This is a genomic window from Kushneria sp. Sum13, assembly GCF_052692355.1.
In genome coordinates, this window is record NZ_CP199847.1 from 2,427,582 (window position 1) to 2,451,261 (window position 23,680).

A 23,680-nucleotide genomic window follows, 5' to 3' on the forward strand; every position below is an offset into this window, starting at 1 on the left:
GCCGGCTTCCGTGAAAAATGCTCGTGCAAACACGCTTTTTTCCGATCGGCACTGTCATTAAACGGTCACGAGATCGCTGCAGTTTAGTCAGGACCTGGAACATGACTCGACATCGGGAGCCCTACCCTCATGATGCTGACAGACAAATGCCTTGCGATGGCCTGTGCTGCTTTTCTGATCTACGGCATGATCTTCGCTGGCGGTCATTCATCTTCCAGTGCCGCTGAAGGGCATTACGCGCCGATGCACCGCCAGGCTCAGGGCGACATCAGCCTGCAGGGCCACGTCGCATCACAAGCACCGTGACCGGCACACCCTGATAGAAACCTTCGCGCTGGCCGGCGCGTTGAAAGCTCAATGACTCATAAAGTGTGATGGCCGGTGCATTGGAGGCCACCACCTCCAGAGTGGCGGTCTCCCCCATCCGGGCCAGTACCGCCGCCATCAATGCCCGACCCAGCCCCGCGCCACGCGAGTCCGGATCCACCAGCAGCCCCACGATGCGAGGCGTCTGCCAGTAGATCACTCCGGCAAGACCTTCTTTATTTTCAGCCTCTACCACCAGTGCCTCGGATTTACCAAACGCCTTCAAACGTGTTTCGTCCAAAGGTAACGGTATAACCGAAAAGCGCTCGGGGAAGCCCGATTCAAAGCGAAACTCATCGCCCTTGCTGCGCTCATAGAGGGCCATCAGGGCGTTGAAATCTTCACGGCGGTAATCACGTACAGGAGACATTATCATGCGGTCATCATGACGCCCTGCGTCACCGGCCTCAAGCCATGACCCTGCCCCTGAAGGGTCTGGCGCGGTATCATCGCGCCACATTTTCTGCCGGATGACTGTCATGCCGATTGTTCAAAGCATCGTCCATTACCTAGACAAATCCGCTGATGACCAGAGCACGACCCTGAATCCTGCACCGGCGCCCATGGCTGGCTCGGAAGCAATGGATGCGCTGCTCAACCAGTTCAATGCCACCTTCAACGGCAAGACCAAGGGCTGGGGCCATTTCAACGGCGCCGATGAATCAGGGGCGTTTGCCCATGCTCTGGGAGAGTATCTGGCCGGCAACCTCGATTTTGTCGCGTTCACCCAGAAGGGTGCCGAGCGCTTTCGCGCGCTGATCGATGAACATCTGTCCACCGGTGGGCCGCTGCTGTTTGTTCACGCACGCCAGGGTGAGGCAGAGTTTCTGACCGTAGCGCTGCTGCATTATCGGGAGGGCTTCACGCTTGATGAACATCGCAACGTCACGACCGGCCGCCAGCTCAATCTGAGCCAGATGACGCTGGCCGTGCGCATTGATCTGACCCAGTGGCAGGCGGGCCAGTCAAAACAATATATTGCCTTTACCCGCGACCGCGGCGGCAAAAAGCTCAGCGAGGATTTTCAGGCGCTTCTGGGCTGCACCGAGGGCGTGGACGCCACCAGCGAAACCCGCACCCTGCTCAAGGCCTTCAGTGACTACGTTGAAAACGAGTCGATGGATGAATCGCAAAGCCGCGAGAAGACTGACGCCGTGATCGACTACGCCAGCGATCAGTCAAAAAGAGGCGAATCGATCACGCTTGAAGCGTTTTCGAGCCTGGTGGATGACGAGCGCCCCGACGCTTTTTATGACTATATCCGCAACAAGGACTATGGCCTCTCTCCCGAGATCCCGCCGGACAAGCGCACCCTGCAGCAGTTTCGCCGCTTCACCGGCCGCGCCGGCGGCATGTCGATCAGCTTTGACTCTCACCTGCTCGGCGACAGCATCGAGTACAACGAGGCTCAGGACCGACTGATCATTAAAAAGGTGCCCGACAAGTTAAAAGAGCAGCTGCTCGACAAGCGCAGTTAACGCTCGAAAGATCCGGTGATCGGCAGCACTCTTTTGCCGGTCACTCGATGGCGCTTTTCATGCAATTCCCTGACGGCGTCGACCAGCGACGTCACCGGCCCCTCTACCACTATCCCGGGTGCTACGTCCTGAATGGGCAGCATGCGCACCGGGGACGCCGGTGCCTTGAGCTGCACCAGCCACTCGCTTAACTGCTCTGATGAGCTGATAAAGACGATGCGCCCCAGCCCTGCCCAGGCATGTGCCGCGGCACACATCGGACAGTGCTCACCGGAGGTATAGACCGTAGCCTTCGCACGCGCCTCAACGGTCATGTTGGCGGCTGCCCAGCGCGCCAGTACAAGCTCGGGATGTTCGGTAGCCTCTCTGGTGACCACGCGATTGCGCGCCTCGCACAACACCTGGCCGCTGCCATCGACCAGCACACTGCCAAAGGGATCATCGCCGGCCTCAAGGGCCTCGCGCGCCAGCGTTACACAGCGCTTCAGATGCGCACCGGCCTCTTCATTGATCATTGAATCCACTTCCTTCCCCAGGATTGCGACATGTCGAGTCGGGCCAAAAATGCCCGATTGTAAATTTCAGCAATGATTAAGTGACAATGTCTGTCTATAGTGAGGCCCCGGACACGAGCGTCGTCAAGCCATACCGAACTATCTCGCATCAGGGATCGAGGAGATATGTCCGTGACAGGACAAGAAAAACATCCGTTACATCGAAACAGACTGTCCCCCCTGTTTGTTTCGCTGATATTGCTGTCAGGCTGCAGTGCGAACATGCCCGGCTTCATGAACCCGCAGGGGCCGATTGCCGAGGCTCAGCGTCACCATTTCTGGGTCATCATCGCGCTGGTCATGATCGTGGTGATCCCGGTCATCATACAGACGCCGCTGATCCTGTGGCGCTATCGCTACCGCGGTCATGCGGTCTATCGCCCCAAATGGTACATGTCGCGCTGGCTGGACATCATCATGTGGGCAGTACCGATACTGATCGTCGCCATTCTGGGCAGCTATATCTGGCGCCAGACCCACGAACTCGATCCCTATCGCCCGATTGCCGGTGACCAGCCGCCGCTTGAGATACAGGTGGTGGGCTATGACTGGAAGTGGCTGTTCATCTACCCCGATCAGGGCATTGCCACCATGGGCCAGCTGGTCGTGCCGGTGAATCGCCCGATCTCCTTTGAGCTGACCTCGGCCACGGTCCTGCAGTCGTTTTTTATCCCCGCGCTGGGCAGCCAGATCGATGTCATGAACCGCATGGTGACACGCCTGCATCTCAAGGCAGACCATCCCGGACGTTTTGAAGGCAAGAACATGCAGTACAACGGCGAAGGGTTTCATCGCCAGCGCTTTGTCACCCGCGCCGTGGACGGTGACGCCTTTGACGACTTTGTGAAGCGCACGCGTCAGCAGGGTCAGCCGCTGGACCAGAGCGTCTACAGAATCATCGCGCAAAAGGGTGACAATCGTGATGTGGCCCGCGCCCTTGGGCTGGATACCGATGACAGCGACGCCGTCATTTGCTTTTCGACGGTGCCGGACGGCCTTTTCCATACCATCATGGCGGGCTCGCCGATCGACTGGTCTGCCATGACGATCCCCCCACCCCAGCAGGGTACCACGCGCACCAGCGTCATCGGGGCGCCATCGGATCATGACACCGCCTCTTCCTCCGATCACCCATCGTCTTCCCATGAGCGCAAGGAGGCGCAACCGTGAGTGATGCAATGAGTTCGATATTCGGCCGGCTCGGCTGGGACGCGCTGCCCTTCTGGAGCATGCTGCACGACCATTCGCCCATGACGGTCATCAATGGCGTCATCGCTACCGGCGCCGCCGGCATGGTCGTGCTGGGCGCGCTTGCCGCCATAGTGGTGGTGACCTGGCTGGGCAAGTGGAAATACCTGTGGTCGGAGTGGTTCACCAGCCCCGATCACAAAAAGATCGGCATCATGTTCATCGTGATTGCCCTGGTCATGCTGGCACGCGCCATCATCGAGGCCGTGTTCATGCGCGCCCAGCAGGCGGTGGGCCTTGATGGCGGCTTCCTGACCGCCGAACACTTCGGTGAGCTGTTCACCACCCACGGCACCATCATGGTCTTTTTCATGGCCATGCCGTTTCTGACCGGCATCATCAACTATGTGATGCCGCTGCAGATCGGTGCACGGGATCTCTCCTTCCCGGTCCTGAATCAGGTGAGTCTGGGGCTCACGGCTGCCGGGGCCGCGCTGGTCATGATCTCGCTGGTACTGGCGCCCTTTTCCATCGGTGGCTGGACCGGCTACCCGCCCTTTACCGAGCTCTCCTATAACCCGGGCGCCGGGGTGGATTACTGGATCTGGGCGGTCACGCTTTCCACGCTGTCCTCGACGCTGACCGGCATCAATTTTGCCGTCACCATCTTCAAGAAACGCGCCCCGGGCATGACGCTCTTTCGCATGCCGCTGTTTACCTGGACGGCGCTGTGCACCGCGATTCTGATGATCTTTGGCATGCCGCCGCTGACGGTCGCCACCGGCCTGCTGGCGCTGGACCGCTATCTGGACTTTCACATGTTCACCACCGACCTGGGCGGTAACATGATGAACTACGTCAACCTGTTCTGGGCGTTTGGCCATCCCGAGGTCTATATCCTGATCCTGCCGCCCTTTGGCATCTTCTCCGAGGTCTTTGCGACCTTCTCGGGCAAGCGCATCTACGGCTACAGGATTCTGGTGATCGCCACCATGTGCATTGCGGTGCTCTCATTCACCGTCTGGCTGCATCACTTTTTCACCATGGGCCAGAGCGCGCACATCAATGCCGCCTTTGGTATCGCCACCATGCTGATCGGTATCCCCACGGGCGTTAAAGTCTATGACTGGATGCTGACCATGTACCGCGGACGCATACGGCTCTCGGTCCCCATGGTCTATGCCATCGGCTTTATCATGCTGTTCGTGCTGGGCGGCATGACCGGCATCATTCTGGCCACGCCCAGCGTGGACTATCAGGTGCACAACTCGCTGTTTCTGGTCGCCCACTTTCACAACATGCTGATCCCGGGGCTATTGTTCGGCATGCTCAGTGCCACCAACTTCTGGTTTCCCAAGGCCTTCGGATTTCGTCTGGAAGAGCGCTGGGGGTATCGGGCCGCCTTTTGCTGGATCATCGGCTTCATGCTGGCCTTCTTCCCGCTTTACGTGCTGGGACTGATGGGCATGCCGCGGCGCTCGGTGGCATATTTCGAACCGCAGTACCTGCCCTGGATGATCACCGCCGGTATCGGCGCCCTGGTGATTCTGTGTGCCCTGCTGTGTCTTTTGATCCAGCTGTGGGTGAGCATTCGCGACCGCCATGCCAACAACGTTTTCGCCGGCGACCCCTGGGATGGCCGAACGCTTGAATGGGCCGTCTCTGCACCGCCGCCGGAATACAACTTCCCGGTGCTGCCCGAGATCTACAGCATCGATGCCTTCATGACCGAGAAGGACCGCGGTCAGGGCTGGCAGGCGCCGGACAGGTATGAGGATATCGACATGCCGGCCAATAGCGCGCTCGGGGTTGTGGTGGCCGTGACCGGTCTTGCCATGACCTTTGGACTGGTCTGGTACATGTGGTGGCTGGTCATCGGCGCCGGGCTTTTAACGCTTGTCGCCGTCATCGCACGCGGCTTTGTCCGCCAGACGACCCGGACCATTTCGGCTTCCGAGGTGCAGCGTACTCATGAGCACTGGCTGGAACAGGTCAGGCGCACCACACCCATCAAGCGCTCACAGGAACAGTCTACCGCCAACCACGGCCTACCCGTGCCACCGATCGAGGGCGCTGTGCAATGAGTTCACGCAACACACACTCTCTGGAAGGCAATAGTCGTCACCCCGGTCTCAATCTGGGGGCGGCCCACGCTCAGGAGGAGGACACCCGCGAAGAGATGGTGTTCGGCTTCTGGGTGTTCATGATGAGCGATCTGATCATCTTCGGCCTGCTTTTTGCCACCTACGTCACCATGCTCGGTGGCACGGCCGGCGGCCCGGGCCCCAAAGCGCTTTTCGAGATGAAAAGCGCCTTTATCGAAACCATGCTGTTGCTGACCAGCAGCTTTACCTTCGGCATGGCCTCACTGGCGCTCAAGTACCGTGAAGACAAGACCCGGCTGGTCTTCTGGCTGGTGGTCACCCTGCTGCTGGGCGTGGCCTTTCTGTTTTTCGAGCTGAAAGACTTTCACACCATGTTCGACAAGGGCGGAGTGCCCTCGCGCAGCGGGTATCTGTCAGCGTTTTTCTCGCTGGTGCCGCTGCATGGCCTGCACGTCACCGGGGCCTGTATATGGCTTCTGGCGCTGCTGGGTCAGATGGCCGTACATGGTCTGGATGCGCCGGTCAAAACCGGCATTCTGCGTCTGGCGATCCTGTGGCACTTTCTGGACATCGTCTGGATCGGCATCTTTTCACTGGTCTATCTGGGAGGGCTGTCATGAGCGCGCGTCCCCTCAACAAACAGCAGACCCGAGAGTGCAAGGCCGAGCAGCGCAGCTATCTGTGGGGCTTTTTGCTGGCACTGGTGCTGACGCTGACCCCCTTTGCCCTGGTGGCCCTTACCGAGATCGAGCGCCTGACGCTCTGGATCACGATTGGCGTCTGCGCGCTGGCCCAGGTGGTCGTGCATCTGCGCTTTTTCATGCACATTACGCTGGCCAGAAACAAGCGCGAGGATCTGCTCTTGATCCTTTTTACCGTGCTGATTCTGGTGATTCTGTGCGGCGGCACGCTGTGGATCCTGTTTGATCTCTATCAGCGCATGCTGCCGGGCATGATGCCCTGAGACAGGATCATTAAATGCAGGCTTGAGTGCCCTCAAAGCGTCAACGCGCGCCCGGTCATGACCGGGCGCGCGTCTTTTTGAAAGGCAACCTTTCAGACACGGGTGAGCCCTACAGGCGCAGACTGCCGGTGAGCTGCACCTCGACCGTGACATCCAGATGGGCAAGCGCCTCGGCCTTCGCCCGCCCCTCGGCAGTGGCGCGGTAGAGATGCGGCGTCATCACCAGCAGATCAAGAATCTGCTCACGACTATTCAGCGTGCGGGCATAGCGCACGGTCTCGACCGTATCGGTTTTAAACCCGGGCTCGGGCGCCTGACGCGGCTCGCGGGGGGCCTTGAGCGTCGGATAGATGATTTCCCGCAGCTCAATCAGATGGTCAGGGCCGGCCTCGACCTCCAGCAGCAGACCGCCGGGCTTGAGCACCCGAGCGAACTCGGCAGGCGTCGGGAAACCAAACATGCACAGCACCACATCAAGGCTTTGATCCGGTACCGGCAGTGCGGCGTTGCTGCCCACCACCCACCCCATGCGCCGATCGCGCCCGGCGGCGGCCTGAACCGCCCACTTGGAGATATCCAGTCCCAGCAGTGACAGCCTGCGAGCAGACTCGATACCGGCCAGCTCGCGCAGGTAATAGCCCTCGCCGCAACCGGCATCCAGCACGGCCAGCGCCTGATGCGCAGAACCACGGGACAGCACCTGACGGCTGACGGCCTCGGCAATGCCCTGATAGTGCCCGGCCTCCAGAAAGCGCCGCCGCGCGGCGATCATGGCCTTGCTGTCACCCGGATCAAGGGAGCGCTTTTTCTGCACCGGCAGCAGATTGACGTGGCCCTGACGCGATACATCAAAGGTATGGCCCTGCGGACAGCACCAGCTCGTTGAGGTCCGCGACAGCGGTTCGTGATCCAGCGGACAGATCAGTGACGTAAACGGTGCGATCGTCATTGGGCGCTCCCCTCCAGCGATGAAAATCTCGCCAGACCAAACAGGGCCAGCTCCGGCAGGCGGCGCTGCTGATCAATCCAGATTCCCAGTGCCTCGCCCAGTGCGCTGGCAAACTTGAAGCCATGGCCGGAAAACCCTCCGGCCACAATCAGCCCCGGCAGCGGCTCATCGATCAAAAAGTGTTCATCGGGGGTGCGAATGTACTGGCACACCGCCCCGTGACGCAGCGCACCAATGCCCGGGAAGTAGCGATCCACCACCTGCTGAAGCTCGCGGACATCGTCCTCATGCTCGCCGAAGGCCGCCATTGCTTCACCGGGTTCAAGCGGCTGGCCGCTGTCGTGACGGCCCATCTTGAAGCCGGCGCCCTCGATATCGGGAAAGCCGTAATAGATGGCGTTTGATGGCGTGGTCAGGCTAAAGCCCGGAAAGTGACCCTGCGCGTAGCGTGTATCACCCTCATACCAGCCAAAGGTCTTGCGCACTCGCGTGAGCGGCAGCTCCACCCCGAGCCCAGCCATCAGCGGCGCGATGTGCTGACCACTGGAGAGCAGCACGCGCTCGGCGGCAAAGCGGCGGCCATCGGCACAGACCGCTATCCAGCCGCCCTGCTCACCGCCCTCAAGACGAATGACCTGCGCCCCGGTGGCCAGCGACACCTTCGGGTTTTGCTCAACGCGGGCACGCCAGCATTTGAGAATGCGCTCCACAAACATCACGCCGGCCTCATGCTCGAAACAGCCGTGCAGGGTGTCATCCAGCGCCCAGCCGGGCCAACGGCGAGCGAGCTGGTCGCCCGGAAGACTATCAAGCGCCAGACCATGCTGGCGCGCACTGGCCTCGACCTGCGCGATAAAGGGCGCACCCGGAGGGCCGACGTTGACCACGCCGGTGGGCAGAAAAAGCGTCTCGCCACTTTCCGCTTCCAGCTGCTTCCAGAGCTCGAGCGCGCGCCGGGCCAGCGGCACGTAGCTGCTGCCCTCGCCGTAGGCCTGACGCAACAGGCGCGTTTCGCCGTGATGGGCGCCGTGCTCATGGGGCGGGCTGTGGGCATCCAGCAGCTGCACGCTGGCCTCACTGTGGCGGGCCAGCCAGTCGGCGGTGGCCAGCCCCATGCTGCCGGCGCCGATGATCAGATAGTCCGTGGTCGGGATGGTCACAGGCGAGGCTCCCTTTTGGCGGAGTCGACGGGAGCCTTTGCCGATGGCCCGAAACGACTGCGACCCTCGCGCTCGGTGCGCGCAATCAGCGCCGTACCCGCCAGGTCACCGGTCACGTTAAGCGCGGTACAGCCCATGCCCACCAATGCATCGATTGAAGTCAGAAGCGCGACGGTCTCGATCGGCAAACCGACCTGGGAGAAAACGGTCGCGATCATGACGATGCCCGCGCCCGGCACCCCGGCCGTACCAATGGAGATCAGCGTCCCGATCAACACGATCTGCGCCATGGTGGCGATATCCAGCGGCGTGCCCATCACGTTGGCGGCAAACACCGCCGAAATGGCGATCCGAATCGCCGCGCCGTCCATGTTGATGGTCGCGCCCAGCGGCAGGCTGAAACCATACAGCGACTGCGGCAGCCCCATGCGACTGGCGGCGTTAAGGCTCAGCGGCAGCACGCCGGAGCTGCTCTGGGTGGCAAAGGCCGTTGCCATGGGCGTGCGCGCCTCGCGAAAGAAATCCCACAGGCGCACGCCAAAAAGCTTCATCAACACGCAGTAGACCAGCAGATGCACGCCGAGCGCGATGTAGAGCACCATCACCATGTCGCCCAGCGACAGGATGGTTTCAAGCCCCTGCTGGCTGACCGTGTTGGCTACGATCGCGAACACGCCGATCGGGACGACATGCAACACCCCCGCCATCACCTTCATGGTGACGGCGTTGAGCCCTTCCAGCAGGCGATAGAGGTGATCACCCATCTCGCGCTGGGCATCGCTGGTGCGCATGAACAACAGCGCCAGACCAAACACCACGGCGGTGAAAATGATGCCCATCAGATTGGGCTCGGCAAAGGCCGAGACGATGTTGCTGGGCACGATGTTCAACAGCACCTGCACCAGCCCCGGATTTTCCGGCACGCTGACGGTGGCACTGGTGTCCAGCGTCAGGCCCTGACCCGGGTTGAACAGTGTGGCGACTGCAAGCCCCACCACGATGGCCAGCGCCGTGGTCACCACGTAATACAGCAGCACCTTGCGCCCGATGCGACCCATGCTGCCCACGTCGGCCTGGTTGATGCCGACCATCAGCGTAAACAGCACGATGGGCACGATCAGAAACTGCAAAAGGCGCAGCAGCAGATCGCCAAGTGGCGAAAGCCAGGTGACGTACTCACCGCCGAACAGGCCGGCGACCACGCCCAGCACCAGCGCCAGCGTCACGCGCAGGATCAGGGAGGCCTTGAGATAGGCGCGAAACAGGGTTTTCATCAGACATCCTTGAAGACGGGAAACAACCTCGATCACAGCGCCGAACGGGCGCCGGGCGCGGCTGGACTGGCAGCCGCTTTGCTCTGGGCGGGGATTATGCCATTAACGTGCGGGCAAAAAAGGTCATCAAACGGGCATACCAGTCATTTTCGGCCTCATCACTGGGGATATGCCCTTCTCCCTGCATGTAGACCACCTCGGGCGTGCGCCCATGCCGCTTGAGACGCGCCTCCAGCCGGCGAGTCATGGCGACCGACCACATGATATCTGCCGTGCCATGGCTTAAAAAAAGCGGCCCGTCGTAGCGTTCGATCTCGATCGGCGTGGTGGGCAAAAGGCCCTCACTGCTGCCCTGCCATGACCAGGCGCGCTGCGCGCCATCCCAGGCCTGCCAGCCCGGATCGCCGCTGTCGCGAAAAGTGCGGGCATCGAACCCACCGCAAACCACATCCGGGGGTGCATGCGCTGCCAGGCTATCGGGGAGGCCCTCAATACTGTCTCTGGCCATTAATGATGCCACCAGCAGTGCATGCTCGGCGCCTCTCGAGGCCCCATAAAGCCCTACCCCTTGACCCGTGAAGGCAAAGCCGCGCAGCGCCTGCAGGGCCGCCACCGTTCGCTCAAGCGGCACTTCAATGATCTGGCCGGCGTTCCAGGCATTGCCCCCGACAGAGAACCCTAGCGGAAAGGCCAGAAAACCATGGGCGGCCAGCATCACCGCATGGCGATGACTCCAGCCCGACCAGGCGCCTTCAGAGCCGTGCAGTACCATGACGGCCGGAAACGGCTCGTCCCCGGGCGGCCCATAGGTGGTCCCCCAGCCCGGCAACGCACGACGAACAATGGCAGGTGACATGATCAAACGCTCCCTCCTGTTCAAGCATCACCACCCGGCACGGTCCGCCATGGCCTGCCAAACGCGGTGATGAAAATCGATCAACCTTCCGCGGCCAGACGCTCACCCAGCTTTCTGCCGTTTTCCAGGCAATCCCCCACCGCAATACCATCGCGCCAGTTGCCCACCAGTGATAGCCCTTCATGGCGTGCCAGCGCGGCATCCAGGCGCTTGATGCGATCCAGATGGCCCAGCTCATACTGCGGAATGGCCCGCGGCCAGCGGCTGACCTGCTGCCAGACCGGATCACCACGAATGCCGAGTAGATCACGCAGGTCGTAAAGCACCTGCCTGACCTGCTCGGCATCGCTGCCTTCAGCGGCCTCGGGCTGGCGTCGGCCGCCGATAAAGGCGTTGATCAGGCAGTGTCCGTCCGGGGCGCGGCCTTCAAAGATCGTCGAGGAAAACAGCGCACCCAGCGTGCGGCGTTTTTCAATGCTCGGAATCAGAACGCCAAAGCCATCGAGGGCGTGGGTAACATCCTCACGACGAAAGCCCAGGGCGACGGCGTTGACCGGCGGATAGGCGATCTCCTCAAGGGGCACGGTCAGTGACGCATCCAGCGGCGCCAGCAATGTCACCACCACGGGCGCCGAGACGGCCAGCACCAGCTCACGCGTGCGAAAGCATCGCCCGGTGCTGTCGGTCACCTGCCAGTGATCCTCTGTCTTCTCGAGCGAGACAATATCGCAGTCACAGATGATCTCGCCGCCATGGGTCTTGATCTCTTCTCCAAGCCGCTCGGCCAGGCGTTCAAGCCCTGTCGGGAAGCTCACCAGCTTGCCGCGCCACTCGGCGGGGAGCTCGGATGGTGCGCTGCGCGATTGCCATAGCTTCGTCAGGCCGCCGCGAATCAGCGAGCCATATTCCTGCTCGATCGCCACCAGCCGAGGCATTGCGGCCTGTGCCGAGAGCCTTTGCGGATCACCGGCATAGACGCCCGACACAAAGGGATCGACCATGCGCTCCAGCACCCGTCGGCCCAGGCGGCGCTCGACGAATCCGGCCAGACTCTCCTCCGCGCCACGGCTTTTTTTGACGAAAGGCTCGCGCACGATCTGTGACCAGCCCTCACGCCCGATCAGGGCATTGTTCAGCGACCGCAGCGGGTGGGTCGGCAACGCCACCGGGGCGCCATCCATCGCCACGAAACGCTTTTGGGCGTCCGGATTGGCCGACTGCGCCTCGCCCAGCAGATCCATCTCCTCGAGCAGTCGATACAGTGGCGGCTTCATGATCAGCGTATTGGGGCCGATCTCGGTCTGCCAGCCACCGTCACACCGGGTGCTGATATTGCCCCCGACCCTCGATTCGCGCTCCAGCAGCGCGACCCGTTTACCGCCTTTGGCCAGCACCCGCGCGCAGGCAAGGCCTGTGGCGCCGCCGCCCACCACGACCACATCATGAATATCGCCCTTCACGCTGCCCTCTTCCATTGATGCCTCCCCTGCCTGATTCATCCGGTCATGACGTGCTGATCAAACCAGCATACGCAGCGCCGCGGCATCCGGCACGCGACACATCGCCACCGGAGCGTGTCCGAGCACTGGCAGCATTAAAAAGCCCGGCACGAGGCCGGGCTTTTGCGCTCAACATCAGAGACGATCAGCTCTGACCAATTTTGTCCTGCGTCTTCGTATCGAAGTCGCTGGCATCATGGCGCTCATGAAGCTGGGTCTCCGGCTCGCCGAAGGTACGATTGACCATGCGGCCACGCTGTACTGCCGGGCGGGCATCGATCTCTTTGGCCCAGCGCATCACGTGCTCATAGCTTTCCACCTGCAGAAACTCGGCGGCGTCATACAAACGGCCCAGCACCAGCTGACCATACCAGGACCAGATGGCGATGTCGGCAATGGTGTACTCGCTGCCGGCCATGTACGTGTTCTCTGCCAGATGGCGGTCGAGCACGTCGAGCTGGCGCTTGGTTTCCATGGCGTAGCGGTCGATCGGGTATTCAAGCTTCACCGGTGCGTAGGCGTAGAAGTGACCGAAGCCGCCGCCCAGAAACGGCGCACTGCCCATCTGCCAGAACAGCCAGTTCATGGTCTCGGTGCGTGCCACATGCTCTTTTGGCAGTAGCTCACCGAACTTCTCGGCCAGATACAGCAGAATCGAGCCGGACTCGAACACGCGCGTGGGCGGCTCGGTGGTGTGGTCAGCCAGCGCCGGAATCTTGGAGTTCGGGTTGAGCTCGACAAACCCGCTGCCGAACTGATCGCCCTCACCGATGTTGATCAGCCACGCATCGTACTCGGCGCCCTCGTGCCCCAGCGCCAGCAGCTCCTCGAGCATGACGGAGGCTTTCACACCGTTGGGCGTGGCCAGCGAATAGAGCTGAAACGGATGCTTGCCGACCGACAGCGTCTTGTCATGGGTGGGCCCGGCCACCGGACGATTGATGCTGGCAAACTTGCCACCGCTCTCTTTCGGTTCCCACACAGCGGGCGGTGTGTATTGCTGATCACTCATGAATCATTTCCTTGTCGCTTGCATGTGGGCGTCTGACACCCGGCGTCAGGAGAAAAGATAGCCTGTTAACGAAAAGGCATCGACCCTGAATCCTGTGCTTCATCGATCTCACGCTCATGAGCGATGTTTTACCAGGCCAGCGTCTGCCCTTCAAAATCCACAAAACGCTGCTCGATCTGCCCGAGTGCCGCTTCCAGTACGTTCACCAGGCCGGTGACGCTCTGCTCGACCGTCACCGGAGCCTCTTCGCCCCCCATGTCGGTCTGTACCCAGCCCGGATGCAGATTCAACACCCCAACGCCGGCAGGCAGCGCCTCATTGATGGCAAAGCCACGTGACAGGCTGTTGAGCGCCGCCTTGCTGGCGCGATAAAGCTCACGATCGCCTGACTCGTTAAGCGACACGCTGCCCATCCGCGAGCTCAGAAAGCCGATCACGCCCTCGCAGGCCATGGCCGGCAGCAGCGCGCGGGCCAGCCGAAGCGGCGCCATCGCGTTGAGATCGAAAAGCTCACCGACCTCCTCCGGGCTCGCCTGCTCGGCGCGCTGATGGTCCGGCCCCATGATGCCGGCCGAGATCACCAGCAGATTCAGCATGCCGGCCCCAAGCGCTGCGGCCAGCTCGCCGAGACGGGACGAGTGAGCGAGGTCGAGCTCGAGTATCTCAAGCGCTGCACCGTGCGTTTTTTGCAGGTCCAGTAGTGCCTGCGGCGTGCGCGTGGTATCGCGCACCGTAGCCGTTACCTGCCAGCCACGCGCAAGCAGCACCTGTACCAGCCCCAGGCCTATGCCACGGGAGGCGCCCACGACCAGCGCGCGGCGGACAGCGTTTTCAACGGTTGCGGTATTGCTCATGTCCTCTCCCTGAGGTCGCTTGAAGGCGTACTCGAGTTAAAACATCGTGTTGTCGTTGGCGGATTTGTCCGGCACCGGCTGGATCACATCCCAGTGTTCGACGATTTTACCGTCATCGACGCGGAAGATATCCACCACGGCGCTGCCCGGATCATTGTCGCCTTCGGTCGAGTGGACATGCAGCCAGACCAGATCGCCATCGGCGGCGCTGCGCATGATCTCGCTTTTGTAGTCCGGATGCGTTTTGAAATAGCGGGAGAAATACTCGACCACGGGTGCCCTGCCGTCAGGCACGCCGGGGTTATGCTGGATATAGTCGGGGGCCAGCACCTCGGCGCTCCCGGTGTCATGGTCGTTAAAAAATTGGTTGTAGAACGCCACGACCAGTTGTCGGTTGGCATCTTCCTGATCAATGTCCTGCTCAGACTGGGCAAAAGAGATGGCCGGTACGGCCAGCATCAGGGCGGTGGTGACCGCCCCGGAAAATTTCAGTAGCGACATGAAAAAACTCCTTTGAGGGCCATCAGTAGCCGACGGTGAAACGCTGGCGCACGTGGGTGGGGGTTTCAAGCTCATCGACCATCGCCACGGCGTAGTCCTCAAAGGAAATGCTGGAGCCGCCCTCGTGGGTCAGCAGCTCGTCATTGCCAAGGCGAAACCTTCCGGTGCGCCTGCCGGCGACGAACTCGGCCGATGGGGACAAAAAGGTCCACTCCAGATCTTCCACGCCGCGCAGAAAGTCCAGAAACTCGCCGCCGGCGCGCGCCTCAGGCTGATAGGCCTCGGGGAAGTCCGGCTGATCAATGAGCTTTTCACCGGGCGCCACTTCCAGACTGCCGGCACCACCGACCACAAGATAGCGCGACACACCGGCATCGCGCAGGGCGCCGACCAGCGTTTTGACGTCGCTGGTCCTGAAAGGGAGGGCACTGATGACGGCGTCATGCCCCTTGAGCAGCGCAGCGAGCGCCTCGCGGTCACCGGCATCCCCCTGTTTGGCACTTACTCCGGGCAACAGCTCAATGTTGTCCCTGTTGCGGGCAATGGCCGTCACCTGATGGCCTCGATCCGACAGTTCGGCGAGAAGCCGCGAGCCGGCATGACCTGATGCTCCGATCAACGCTACCTGTGCCATGCGCCACCTCCTGGCATGTGTGTATCATGGGTGGTCTAAAAGACAGACCGTGGGATGAACTTAAGCGCGTTGTGATGCCAGCGCAAGACGTCACTGCGCGCTGACCTGGTCACACTCATGTGACCTTCGAGAAGTCCCCGACCGCTGCCCCTCCCTTGATGGTGACCTGAATGACCACGATGCCGGACAACGAAACCTTCGTCTTTGAGCAGCCCTGTCCGATTCGCGACGTGCTCGATCGCATTGGCGATCAGTGGAGCCTGCTGATCATGCAGACCCTGGCGCCGGGCACCCTGCGCTTTAATGCCCTGATGCGCGAGATCGGCGACATCTCGAAACAGATGCTGTCGCGCACGCTCAAGCAGCTCGAGCAGGACGGCTTTATCACCCGCACGCTCTACCCCGAGGTGCCTTTGAGAGTGGAGTACGCCCTGACCGATCTGGGTCGCTCGTTTCTGGAGCCCATGCAGCAGCTGATCACCTGGGCGGATACCCATCACCGCACTATCGTGGCAGCACGCGAGCGCTATCAGTCAACGCAGGACCACCTCAGGCAAAGCCTCCGTTGACGCGCAGGATCTGTGCGTTGACCCAGCCGCCATCAGGGCCGGCCAGAAAGGCCACGGTGCCGGCAATCTCCTCGGGCTGGCCCAGCCGCTCAAGCGGCGCCATACCCGCAATATGCGCCACCTGTTCCTCGCTTTTGCCTTCAAAAAAGAGTTCGGTGGCGACCGGCCCGGGCGCCACGGCGTTGACCGTAATCTCACGTCCGCGCAGCTCATTGGCCAGCACCTTCACAAGCCCCTCGACGCCTGCCTTGCTGGCGATATAGGCCCCGTAGCCGGAAAAGGATTTCGCCAGCACGCTCGATGACAGTGCGATGATGCGACCGCCCTGCCCAAGCACTTCGGCGGCTTTTGCCATCACCAGCCAGCTGCCGCGCAGGTTGATCGCAAGCGTTTGATCCAACGCGTCCAGATTGTCGCTCGTGATGGGGGCCATCTTCATGATGCCGGCGTTGTTGACGACCACATCGAGACGTCCGAACGCCGCCATGGTGGTGGCAAAAAGCTGCTCGACCGCCGCGGCATCACTGATGTCGGCCTGGAAGGCACGTGCCTGCCCACCGGCTGCTTCGATCTCGGCCACAACCGAGGCTGCACGTTCGGCGCTGCCGGCGTAATTGACGACCACGGCAAAGCCATCATTTGCCAGTTTCAGGGCAATGGCCCGGCCAATGCCGCGAGAGGCACCGGTCACCATGGCCACACGCTCGGGTTGTTTGCTCATGACGCTGCTCCGTTTTCAGGGGTGAACTTCCAGGAGGGTGAACTTCCAGGGGGATGAACTTCTCCCGCCCGGCATTGCCACACAGGCAGGGCCAGAAGGCGGGGCTACACTGACCTTAGTCTGTCCCGCCCTGACCGGCCTTCCGGTCATCCATGTCGAGGAGAAGTCACATGATCAACATCACTGCCGCAGGCCGCTATCCGCTGGGCGACGGGCAGGTCTGTCGAATGGGATATGGCGCCATGCAGCTGGCTGGTCCCGGTGTCTTCGGCCCGCCGAAGGATCCGGCCATGGCGCGGCGCGTGCTGCAGGCCGCCATCGAGTCAGGCGTCGATCATATCGACACATCTGATTTTTATGGGCCGCATGTGACCAATCAGCTGATCCGCGAGGCCCTGCATCCCTATCCGGATCAGTTGTGTATCGTGACCAAGGTCAGCGCGCGGCGGGACGACAAAGGCGGCTGGCTGCCGGCGCTTTCCCCCGAGGAGCTGACCCGCGCCGTCGAGGACAACCTGAGACATCTCGGGCTCGAGGCGCTGGAGGTGGTCAACCTGCGCAGCATGATCGATGCACACGGTCCGGCAGAAGGCTCGCTGGAAGGCCCCTGGACCACACTGCTCGAGCTGAAGGCGCGCGGGTTGATCCGCCATCTGGGACTGAGCAATGTCACGGCCACCCAGGTACGCGAAGCGCAAAAAAGCGGCGAGGTGGCCTGCGTGCAGAATCAGTACAATCTGGCCCAGCGTCTGGACGATACGCTGATCGACGAGCTGGCCAACCAGAACATTCCCTACGTGCCCTTCTTCCCCCTCGGCGGTTTTACGCCACTTCAATCAGACGCCCTCGATGAGGTGGCCGCGCGCATTGAAGCCACGCCGATGCAGGTGGCGCTGGCCTGGCTGCTGCAGCGCTCGCCCAATATCCTGTTGATACCGGGCACCGCGTCGCTTTCGCATCTTAAAGAGAATCTGGACGCCGCCAATCTGGTCATTCCTCATGCCGAGCTGGCCGTACTGGATCGGATATCGCGGGGAGACACGCAGGATCGCCCTTGGTCAGGGCATGGGGTCTGACGCCGGCCATCCCTTTGCGACGCCGGGCGGCCCGGCGGTCTCCAACAAAAGTCTCAGAGCTGTCCTGCGCGTTGCTCGGTAAGATATCGCCCCCTTTCGACCCGAAAGCGTAATGTACGGCCCGACCCTCACCGGGGCGTCCGTGTTTGGCACCCGAACACGATGACCGTGCCGCGCCCCTGTTCCCCGTTATCCCGGGGCATTTTAAAACGCTTCTCGAGCTGGAACGTTTCACGGGTTGAAACGCTTCCCCGAGAAGAATGATCGCCACTCCGGGAGCACGACGGCATGACCACCGATACCGTTTCACCTGCGGCAGGTGTCGACACACCGCACCGCGCGCCGGCCAACACGCCGCGACGCGTGATGATTGCAAGCCTTGCCGGCACCACCATCGAATTTTATGACTTCTATATCTTCGCCACCGCCGCGGCGCTGGTGATCGGCCCGACCTTCTTTCCGGGAGAATCCTCGCAGATGCAGGTGCTGGCCGCCTTCATGAGCTTCGGGCTGGCGTTTGTGGCCCGCCCGGTGGGTTCACTGCTTTTTGGTCACTTTGGCGACCGCATCGGGCGCAAGTCGACACTGGTGGCCAGTCTGGTTTTGATGGGTGGCGCTACGGTCAGCATCGGCCTGCTGCCAGGATATGAGTCGATCGGCATTGGCGCGCCGATTTTATTGTGCGTTTTTCGACTGTGTCAGGGGCTGGGCATTGGCGGAGAATGGGGCGGCGCAGCGCTTCTGGCGACCGAAAACGCGCCGCGCGGGCGTCGAGCCTTTTTTGGCATGTTCCCGCAGCTGGGGCCGTCACTGGGCTTTCTGCTCGCCAATGGTGTCTTTCTGGTCATTTTGCTGTCGATCAGCGATGAAGCCTTCATGGCCTGGGGCTGGCGCATTCCGTTTTTATTGAGCGCCGTACTGGTGGTGATCGGGCTATATGTACGTACCACTCTGGTGGAGTCGGAAGTGTTCAACCGCGAGCAGCAAAAGCCGCCCGGCCGCGCACCGATGATCGAACTGCTGCGGGATCATCGCGCGCCGCTGCTGCAGGGCACGCTGGCGATGGTGGCCTGCTACGCGATCTTTTATATCACCACCGTTTTCACCCTCAATTACGCCACTCAGACCCAGGGCATCGACCGCGGTACCTTCCTGGGCATGCTGTGCTTTGCCATCATTTTCATGGCAATTGCCACGCCGCTGTCGGCGCTCGCCTGTGACCGTTTCGGCCGCAAGCCGGTGATCATCAGTGGACTGGTGTTCACCATGCTGGTCGGCCTGCTGCTGGCACCGTTGATCAGTAGCGCTTCCACGCCGCTGACGCTGGTATTTTTGTGCCTCGGGCTGACGGCCATGGGCTGGATCTATGCGCCGATGGGTGCGCTGCTGCCGGAGCTTCTGCCCACGCGGGTACGCTACTCGGGGGCCGGCGTTGCCTATAGTCTGGCCGGTATTCTGGGGGCATCGCTGGCGCCCTATGCCGCCCAGTGGCTGGTCGGTCAGGGCGGGCTGTCATGGGTTGGCTATTACATTGTCGGGATGGCGATGCTGAGCCTTGTCGCCATGTTGACCGTACGCGAGACGCGCGATAACACGCTGTAAGGTTGCCCGACACTCATATCCGACCTGCGATTGATTCGCTGCCGGCTCCCCCCGGGCCGGCAGCGCCGGTGTCCGGCCTACAGGATCAACACACTCAGCACGATATAGCGCAGCGCCTTGCCAACCGTGACCAGCGCCAGAAACCAGAGCAGATTGACCCGCAACACCCCGGCGATCAGCGTCAGCGGATCACCAATGACCGGCACCCAGGCCAGCAGCAGTGACCAGCGCCCGTAGCGGCGAAAGCGCTGCTCGGCGCGGGCCATGATTCCAGGCTTCTGGCGCGCCAGCCAGCCCTGATTGGCCCAGTAACCCATGGCGTAATTCACCACTGATCCCAGCACATTGCCGATCGTGGCCATCACCACCAGAGTGACCGGCGACCCGCCCGCGAGCAGCAATGATGCCAGTACGGCCTCCGAGCCCATGGGCAGCAGCGTGGCCGACAAAAAGGCCGAAATGAACAGTCCAGTCAGACCGATATCCAGCAACATCTCCTCCAGAAGGTCGTTCGGGCAGTAACAGTCGTCACGGGATCCACACCGTTCCACTCGAGCATTTGTCAATAAGTGTTAAACTTGAAAATTCCGTGTACTAATACTGACAATGTCCAGGGCCGGCCGGCGGTGATGCCCTTCAACCCCTGCTGACCGTGACATGAGAAGGCCGGCAACGCCTTGTTCAACGCTGAGCCTGCCGCCCCGCCAGAGGTCATGGCGCCGGCATCAGGCAGCCACAGCAGAACACGACATTGCATTGTGATGACGACATGCCACTCAAAAAAAGACCCGGCCCTGCTCACGGGCTGAACAAGGCACATCAATGATCAATACGATCAAACAGTTCTGGTCGCCCGGCACTTCAAATCACCCGCTCGGGGGACGTCGCCGGATCGCTTTATGTAATCAGGTCGGCATCTTTGCCTGTCTTGCGACCCTTCCCTACCAGCTTTTTTACTATTTCTACGACTTCACCGTTTACTGCGGCGTGTTTTTCGCCAACCTCATCTTCATGACCCTGTATCTGTCGGTTCTGCTGCTGAACTATCTAAGGCGGCACAACACGGCAAGCCATGTCTTGCTGATCAATACCTGCACTCAGCTGTTTGTCGTGACCTTTTTTATCGGCACCGAGGCCGGGGTCAACCTGTTCTATTTCACCCTGGCCTCCATCCTGATCTTTTTGTACCAGCGCCTTCGCATACGAACCTATACCGCCATCATGGCGGCATTTGGCGTGCAGTATGGGCTCACGCATCGCCTTTTCACGGCCGAGACCGTCATGGCCCCGGTGCCATCACCGTGGCGCGACGTGATGTATGGCGTCAGCGTGACCGGCGCGCTGACGCTGTCGGGCATTTTTCTCTACCTGCTACGCCAGCAGATTGATCATGTCGAGGGAGAACTGACGCTGAACAATCGATACCTGGAAATGCTCAGCAATACCGACCCGTTGACGGGCCTTGCCAACCGGCGGGCACTTGATGTGGCTCTTGAACGTGAGTGGGCGCGGCTTGCGCGACGTCAGCTGGCCCTCTCGGTCATCATGTTCGATGTCGATCACTTCAAGCCCTTCAACGATCACTATGGCCACGATGGCGGCGATCGCTGTCTCCAGCAGATTGCCAGAACAGCAAAGGGCATGATCTCTCGGGCATCCGATCTGCTGGCACGCTACGGCGGCGAAGAGTTCGCCGTTGTCCTGCCGGATACGGATGAAGCCGGGGCGCGACTGCTGGCAGAGCAACTATGCACGGGCATAGAAGCCCTGGAAATACCCAATGTGGCACTGGGTACAGGAGGAGTGGTCACCATCAGCGTTGGCGTGTCGACCATCCGCCACGTGACGTCCGATCTCCCTGAATACGGCGGCGACCATCTGTTGAAATGCGCCGATGAAGCGCTGTATCAGGCGAAATCAAACGGCCGCAATCAGGTGGTGTATCGCGCCCATGACAACATGCCAATCGAAACACCGCCGCCCCGGAAGGATCATCAACCCACCCCGTGATGCGGTCCGCCCTCTCAATGCCCACCGCACCTTGCTCATACAAAGACCTGTTTTATCCAAAGACCTGTCTTATCCAAAGACCTGTCTTATCCAAAGACGTATGGTGCCCTGGCAAGCCATGACCAATACTTGGGCACCTCGCTGAGTCACGGGTTTTTTTGATGAAACGTTTTGCCTGCCTGTCCCTTGGTAGCGCTGCTGCCACCCTTTTACTGCTGGCCTCACCGGCAGAGGCCAGAGTCACCGGCTTTGATGTGAACGCGACCACGCCCATGTATGAGGGCCGGCGTTTCGGCAACGCCGGGACCTATCAGCGACTCGAGGGCGTGGCGCATTTTGCAATCGATCCGGGCACCAGGCGCGGCGCTGGCATCGAAAGTCTCGACAGCGCGCCGGTCAACGCACACGGCGAGGTCGAGTTCAGCGCCGAGGTGGTCATTTTACAGCCCACCGGCCAGGGGTCGGGGACGCTCTTCTACGAAATTCCGAACCGGGGCCGCAACCTGAGTTTTGCGCTGTTGAACCGCGCGCCCATCAGCGATCGTTTCAGTGTGGACGACCCGGGCGACGGCTTTCAGATGCGCCAGGGCCATACGCTGGTCTGGGGCGGCTGGCAGACCGGGCTCAGTGATAATCTTCTGGGCATGCACCTTCCTGTCCTTGAAGGGGTCACGGGGCCTTCGCGTGATGAGTTCATTTTCGATAACACCGACGCCGTTCAACGCGAGTCGTTGAGCTATCCCGCCGCCAGCACCGATCACGACGCCGCGACCCTGACGGTGCGCGCCACGCCACAGGCCCCCCGCGCAACGCCGAAAGGGCTGTCCTTTCGCTATATCGATGACAGGACCGTCGAGATTACCCGGCCCGAGGGATATGACGCCGGCGCCATTTACGAATTTGTCTATCCGGCCAAACATGCGCTGCCGTCGGGGCTTGCGTTTGCGGCCACCAGCGACCTGGTGTCCTTTCTGCGCGGCAATCCCGGCCATGACGTCACGCCTCCCACTCATGACATTGATCACACCATTGGACTGGGCATTTCACAGTCGGGTCGTTTTCTGCGCGATCTGATCTATCAGGGCTTTAATGCCGATGAAGACGGCAGGCGCGTTTTTGATGGCGCCATGGTCCATATTGCAGGGTCACGCAAGACGTTTACCAACGCACGGTTTGCCCAGCCCGGGCGCTTTTCGCGCCAGCATGAGGACCACGACTACCCGGGCGATCAGTTCCCCTTCACCTACGCCGAATCCACCGACCCGCTGACCGGTCAAACCGACAGTCTTCTGAAGACCTGCACGGCCTCAAACACCTGCCCGCGCCTGATGCACAGCGACACATCTACCGAGTTCTGGCAGGGCCGGGCATCGCTGGTGTCTTCCACCACCGGCGGTGAACCACTGAAGATGCCCGACAACGTGCGCCTTTATTTCCTGGCGGGCCTGCCACACCTGAACGCCTGGGGGACCGCATCGGCTGAAAAGGCCATGTGCCAATACCCGACCAATCCGCTGAGCCCGGCGCCTGTCATGCGGGCGCTGAGTCTGGACATGCTGGCCTGGATCAAGGATGGCACCACGCCGCCGGCAAGTGCCTACCCGGGGCTTGAGGCCGACACCCTGGTGTCACCCGAGGCGTTAAAGCTGCCGCGCATCAACGGCACCACGCCGACACCGGTGGTGAACGGACTACAGGTCATGCATCACGATACCACGCCGCCCACTTCCGGAGCCGCCTACCCGTTGCGCGTCCCCCGTGTTGATGCCGACGGCATTCCCCAGGGCGGTGTTCGCCTGCCTTATGTCGCGGCGCCACTGGGTACCTACTGGGGCTGGAACCTGCGTGCCAAAGGCTTTGGCGAGGGTGATCTGTGCAGTCTGGATGGCAGCTACCTGCCCTTCCCGAGCGCACCGGCCGCAAGCGACCGTCGGGCCCCCGTCAGCGCCCGTTACAAGAGTCGTGATGACTATCGCCATGCGGTGCAAAAGGCCGCCAGCCAACTGGTCGAGTCACGTCTGATGCTGCCGGAAGATGTCGATTTTGTCGTGGACGACGCACCAGCCTTCCCGACCCGGTAATAGCCCGCCCCGGGGTCACGGGCCGTGACCCCGGGCAGGCCCGCGCCTGAAAACCCGCTACACTGATGCCTTTGCCAGCCCCTTCGCGGCGCGACCTGTGCCCACCAGGCCTGCTCCTGCCAAAGGATGCTGGCGACGTTTCGTTTTTTGCACGGATGCTGCCGAGCCTTTCATGACCGATCGCCTGTCAAGAACACCCATCGATGCCGCACTTACCGATGCCGAAC

The 23,680-nt window shown here is 61.4% G+C and carries 24 protein-coding genes; 11 read left to right on the forward strand and 13 right to left on the reverse strand.

Going from position 1 to position 23,680, the window contains the following annotated elements; genetic code table 11:
• The first annotated feature begins 129 nt into the window (after window positions 1-129).
• The gene (locus tag ACUN8C_RS11365; protein ID WP_445619317.1) at window positions 130-306 is read left to right on the forward strand and encodes a hypothetical protein; all 177 of its coding nucleotides are present in this window, start codon (window positions 130-132) and stop codon (window positions 304-306) included.
• On the opposite strand, the gene ACUN8C_RS11370 is transcribed toward ACUN8C_RS11365, so the two are convergent.
• Entirely contained in the window at window positions 269-742 is a 474-nt protein-coding gene (locus tag ACUN8C_RS11370; RefSeq protein ID WP_445619318.1) for a GNAT family N-acetyltransferase, read from the reverse strand. The genes ACUN8C_RS11365 and ACUN8C_RS11370 overlap by 38 nt on opposite strands.
• A gap of 103 nt (window positions 743-845) precedes the next feature.
• Here ACUN8C_RS11370 and yejK point away from each other — a divergent pair, with 103 nt between their 5' ends.
• On the forward strand, window positions 846-1,844 hold the full coding sequence (gene yejK / locus ACUN8C_RS11375) for a nucleoid-associated protein YejK (RefSeq protein ID WP_445619319.1): 999 nt from the start codon (window positions 846-848) through the stop codon (window positions 1,842-1,844).
• Here the strand turns inward: yejK and ACUN8C_RS11380 are convergent.
• Complete coding sequence (locus ACUN8C_RS11380) at window positions 1,841-2,359, reverse strand: nucleoside deaminase (RefSeq protein ID WP_445619320.1); 519 nt, start codon at window positions 2,357-2,359, stop codon at window positions 1,841-1,843. The genes yejK and ACUN8C_RS11380 overlap by 4 nt on opposite strands.
• A gap of 261 nt (window positions 2,360-2,620) precedes the next feature.
• Here ACUN8C_RS11380 and ACUN8C_RS11385 point away from each other — a divergent pair, with 261 nt between their 5' ends.
• Genes ACUN8C_RS11385 through cyoD form a run of 4 tightly spaced genes read left to right on the forward strand, consistent with a single transcriptional unit; the run spans window position 2,621 to window position 6,655 of the window.
• Complete coding sequence (locus ACUN8C_RS11385; protein WP_445619321.1) at window positions 2,621-3,568, forward strand: ubiquinol oxidase subunit II; 948 nt, start codon at window positions 2,621-2,623, stop codon at window positions 3,566-3,568.
• Window positions 3,565-5,670 carry a cbb3-type cytochrome c oxidase subunit I gene (locus ACUN8C_RS11390; protein WP_445619322.1) on the forward strand — a complete coding sequence of 702 codons (2,106 nt, stop codon included), beginning with the start codon at window positions 3,565-3,567 and terminating at the stop codon, window positions 5,668-5,670. The genes ACUN8C_RS11385 and ACUN8C_RS11390 overlap by 4 nt, the downstream gene beginning before the upstream one ends.
• Window positions 5,667-6,311 carry a cytochrome c oxidase subunit 3 gene (locus ACUN8C_RS11395; protein WP_445619323.1) on the forward strand — a complete coding sequence of 215 codons (645 nt, stop codon included), beginning with the start codon at window positions 5,667-5,669 and terminating at the stop codon, window positions 6,309-6,311. The genes ACUN8C_RS11390 and ACUN8C_RS11395 overlap by 4 nt, the downstream gene beginning before the upstream one ends.
• Window positions 6,308-6,655 (forward strand): cytochrome o ubiquinol oxidase subunit IV, encoded by a 348-nt coding sequence (cyoD, locus tag ACUN8C_RS11400; protein WP_445619324.1) that lies wholly within the window; start codon window positions 6,308-6,310, stop codon window positions 6,653-6,655. The genes ACUN8C_RS11395 and cyoD overlap by 4 nt, the downstream gene beginning before the upstream one ends.
• A 109-nt stretch (window positions 6,656-6,764) precedes the next feature.
• On the opposite strand, the gene ACUN8C_RS11405 is transcribed toward cyoD, so the two are convergent.
• From ACUN8C_RS11405 to ACUN8C_RS11445, 9 genes are all read right to left on the reverse strand, one after another.
• On the reverse strand, window positions 6,765-7,604 hold the full coding sequence (locus ACUN8C_RS11405) for a putative RNA methyltransferase (RefSeq protein WP_445619325.1): 840 nt from the start codon (window positions 7,602-7,604) through the stop codon (window positions 6,765-6,767).
• On the reverse strand, window positions 7,601-8,764 hold the full coding sequence (gene solA / locus ACUN8C_RS11410) for an N-methyl-L-tryptophan oxidase (protein WP_445619326.1): 1,164 nt from the start codon (window positions 8,762-8,764) through the stop codon (window positions 7,601-7,603). The genes ACUN8C_RS11405 and solA overlap by 4 nt, the downstream gene beginning before the upstream one ends.
• On the reverse strand, window positions 8,761-10,038 hold the full coding sequence (locus ACUN8C_RS11415; RefSeq protein WP_445619327.1) for a dicarboxylate/amino acid:cation symporter: 1,278 nt from the start codon (window positions 10,036-10,038) through the stop codon (window positions 8,761-8,763). The genes solA and ACUN8C_RS11415 overlap by 4 nt, the downstream gene beginning before the upstream one ends.
• Before the next feature lie 94 nt (window positions 10,039-10,132).
• On the reverse strand, window positions 10,133-10,894 hold the full coding sequence (locus tag ACUN8C_RS11420) for an alpha/beta hydrolase family protein (RefSeq protein WP_445619328.1): 762 nt from the start codon (window positions 10,892-10,894) through the stop codon (window positions 10,133-10,135).
• A gap of 80 nt (window positions 10,895-10,974) precedes the next feature.
• The gene (gene hemG / locus ACUN8C_RS11425) at window positions 10,975-12,369 is read right to left on the reverse strand and encodes a protoporphyrinogen oxidase (protein ID WP_445619329.1); all 1,395 of its coding nucleotides are present in this window, start codon (window positions 12,367-12,369) and stop codon (window positions 10,975-10,977) included.
• A 169-nt stretch (window positions 12,370-12,538) separates the two neighbouring features.
• Window positions 12,539-13,405: a glutathione-dependent disulfide-bond oxidoreductase gene (yghU, locus tag ACUN8C_RS11430; protein WP_445619330.1), complete on the reverse strand. Its 867-nt coding sequence runs from the start codon at window positions 13,403-13,405 to the stop codon at window positions 12,539-12,541.
• Window positions 13,406-13,533: 128 nt separating this feature from the next.
• On the reverse strand, window positions 13,534-14,259 hold the full coding sequence (locus tag ACUN8C_RS11435; RefSeq protein WP_445619331.1) for an SDR family oxidoreductase: 726 nt from the start codon (window positions 14,257-14,259) through the stop codon (window positions 13,534-13,536).
• A gap of 36 nt (window positions 14,260-14,295) precedes the next feature.
• Window positions 14,296-14,760, reverse strand: coding sequence for a nuclear transport factor 2 family protein (locus ACUN8C_RS11440; RefSeq protein ID WP_445619332.1), 465 nt, complete (start codon window positions 14,758-14,760; stop codon window positions 14,296-14,298).
• A 22-nt stretch (window positions 14,761-14,782) separates the two neighbouring features.
• Entirely contained in the window at window positions 14,783-15,394 is a 612-nt protein-coding gene (locus ACUN8C_RS11445; protein WP_445619333.1) for an NAD(P)-dependent oxidoreductase, read from the reverse strand.
• 170 nt (window positions 15,395-15,564) lie between these two features.
• Here ACUN8C_RS11445 and ACUN8C_RS11450 point away from each other — a divergent pair, with 170 nt between their 5' ends.
• The gene (locus ACUN8C_RS11450) at window positions 15,565-15,963 is read left to right on the forward strand and encodes a winged helix-turn-helix transcriptional regulator (protein WP_445619334.1); all 399 of its coding nucleotides are present in this window, start codon (window positions 15,565-15,567) and stop codon (window positions 15,961-15,963) included.
• Here ACUN8C_RS11450 and ACUN8C_RS11455 read toward each other — a convergent pair.
• Complete coding sequence (locus ACUN8C_RS11455; protein WP_445619335.1) at window positions 15,944-16,684, reverse strand: SDR family oxidoreductase; 741 nt, start codon at window positions 16,682-16,684, stop codon at window positions 15,944-15,946. The genes ACUN8C_RS11450 and ACUN8C_RS11455 overlap by 20 nt on opposite strands.
• 170 nt (window positions 16,685-16,854) lie before the next feature.
• Between ACUN8C_RS11455 and ACUN8C_RS11460 the strand changes: the two genes are divergently transcribed.
• Both ACUN8C_RS11460 and ACUN8C_RS11465 read left to right on the forward strand, forming a co-directional pair.
• Window positions 16,855-17,760, forward strand: a complete 906-nt coding sequence (locus ACUN8C_RS11460; RefSeq protein WP_445619336.1) for an aldo/keto reductase family oxidoreductase — start codon at window positions 16,855-16,857, stop codon at window positions 17,758-17,760.
• Between the two features lie 288 nt (window positions 17,761-18,048).
• A complete protein-coding gene (locus ACUN8C_RS11465) occupies window positions 18,049-19,362 on the forward strand; it encodes an MFS transporter (protein ID WP_445619337.1) in 1,314 nt (437 codons plus the stop codon).
• Between the two features lie 77 nt (window positions 19,363-19,439).
• On the opposite strand, the gene ACUN8C_RS11470 is transcribed toward ACUN8C_RS11465, so the two are convergent.
• Window positions 19,440-19,856, reverse strand: coding sequence for a YqaA family protein (locus ACUN8C_RS11470; RefSeq protein WP_445619338.1), 417 nt, complete (start codon window positions 19,854-19,856; stop codon window positions 19,440-19,442).
• A gap of 328 nt (window positions 19,857-20,184) precedes the next feature.
• Here ACUN8C_RS11470 and ACUN8C_RS11475 point away from each other — a divergent pair, with 328 nt between their 5' ends.
• Both ACUN8C_RS11475 and ACUN8C_RS11480 read left to right on the forward strand, forming a co-directional pair.
• Window positions 20,185-21,372 carry a GGDEF domain-containing protein gene (locus ACUN8C_RS11475; protein ID WP_445619339.1) on the forward strand — a complete coding sequence of 396 codons (1,188 nt, stop codon included), beginning with the start codon at window positions 20,185-20,187 and terminating at the stop codon, window positions 21,370-21,372.
• Between the two features lie 161 nt (window positions 21,373-21,533).
• A complete protein-coding gene (locus ACUN8C_RS11480) occupies window positions 21,534-23,453 on the forward strand; it encodes an alpha/beta hydrolase domain-containing protein (protein ID WP_445619340.1) in 1,920 nt (639 codons plus the stop codon).
• Window positions 23,454-23,680: the final 227 nt, after the last annotated feature.

Coding starts and splice junctions, on each gene's coding strand:
- ACUN8C_RS11435 (WP_445619331.1), bottom strand. CDS start 14,259: ATGAGCAATACCGCAACCGTTGAAAACGCTGTCCGCCGCGCGCTGGTC.
- ACUN8C_RS11475 (WP_445619339.1), top strand. CDS start 20,185: ATGATCAATACGATCAAACAGTTCTGGTCGCCCGGCACTTCAAATCAC.
- ACUN8C_RS11370 (WP_445619318.1), bottom strand. CDS start 742: ATGATAATGTCTCCTGTACGTGATTACCGCCGTGAAGATTTCAACGCC.
- ACUN8C_RS11415 (WP_445619327.1), bottom strand. CDS start 10,038: ATGAAAACCCTGTTTCGCGCCTATCTCAAGGCCTCCCTGATCCTGCGC.
- ACUN8C_RS11420 (WP_445619328.1), bottom strand. CDS start 10,894: ATGTCACCTGCCATTGTTCGTCGTGCGTTGCCGGGCTGGGGGACCACC.
- ACUN8C_RS11395 (WP_445619323.1), top strand. CDS start 5,667: ATGAGTTCACGCAACACACACTCTCTGGAAGGCAATAGTCGTCACCCC.
- ACUN8C_RS11460 (WP_445619336.1), top strand. CDS start 16,855: ATGATCAACATCACTGCCGCAGGCCGCTATCCGCTGGGCGACGGGCAG.
- yejK (WP_445619319.1), top strand. CDS start 846: ATGCCGATTGTTCAAAGCATCGTCCATTACCTAGACAAATCCGCTGAT.
- hemG (WP_445619329.1), bottom strand. CDS start 12,369: ATGGAAGAGGGCAGCGTGAAGGGCGATATTCATGATGTGGTCGTGGTG.
- ACUN8C_RS11470 (WP_445619338.1), bottom strand. CDS start 19,856: ATGTTGCTGGATATCGGTCTGACTGGACTGTTCATTTCGGCCTTTTTG.
- ACUN8C_RS11380 (WP_445619320.1), bottom strand. CDS start 2,359: ATGATCAATGAAGAGGCCGGTGCGCATCTGAAGCGCTGTGTAACGCTG.
- cyoD (WP_445619324.1), top strand. CDS start 6,308: ATGAGCGCGCGTCCCCTCAACAAACAGCAGACCCGAGAGTGCAAGGCC.
- ACUN8C_RS11455 (WP_445619335.1), bottom strand. CDS start 16,684: ATGAGCAAACAACCCGAGCGTGTGGCCATGGTGACCGGTGCCTCTCGC.
- ACUN8C_RS11450 (WP_445619334.1), top strand. CDS start 15,565: ATGACCACGATGCCGGACAACGAAACCTTCGTCTTTGAGCAGCCCTGT.
- ACUN8C_RS11465 (WP_445619337.1), top strand. CDS start 18,049: ATGACCACCGATACCGTTTCACCTGCGGCAGGTGTCGACACACCGCAC.
- ACUN8C_RS11480 (WP_445619340.1), top strand. CDS start 21,534: ATGAAACGTTTTGCCTGCCTGTCCCTTGGTAGCGCTGCTGCCACCCTT.
- ACUN8C_RS11365 (WP_445619317.1), top strand. CDS start 130: ATGATGCTGACAGACAAATGCCTTGCGATGGCCTGTGCTGCTTTTCTG.
- ACUN8C_RS11445 (WP_445619333.1), bottom strand. CDS start 15,394: ATGGCACAGGTAGCGTTGATCGGAGCATCAGGTCATGCCGGCTCGCGG.
- ACUN8C_RS11385 (WP_445619321.1), top strand. CDS start 2,621: ATGCCCGGCTTCATGAACCCGCAGGGGCCGATTGCCGAGGCTCAGCGT.
- ACUN8C_RS11440 (WP_445619332.1), bottom strand. CDS start 14,760: ATGTCGCTACTGAAATTTTCCGGGGCGGTCACCACCGCCCTGATGCTG.
- ACUN8C_RS11405 (WP_445619325.1), bottom strand. CDS start 7,604: ATGACGATCGCACCGTTTACGTCACTGATCTGTCCGCTGGATCACGAA.
- yghU (WP_445619330.1), bottom strand. CDS start 13,405: ATGAGTGATCAGCAATACACACCGCCCGCTGTGTGGGAACCGAAAGAG.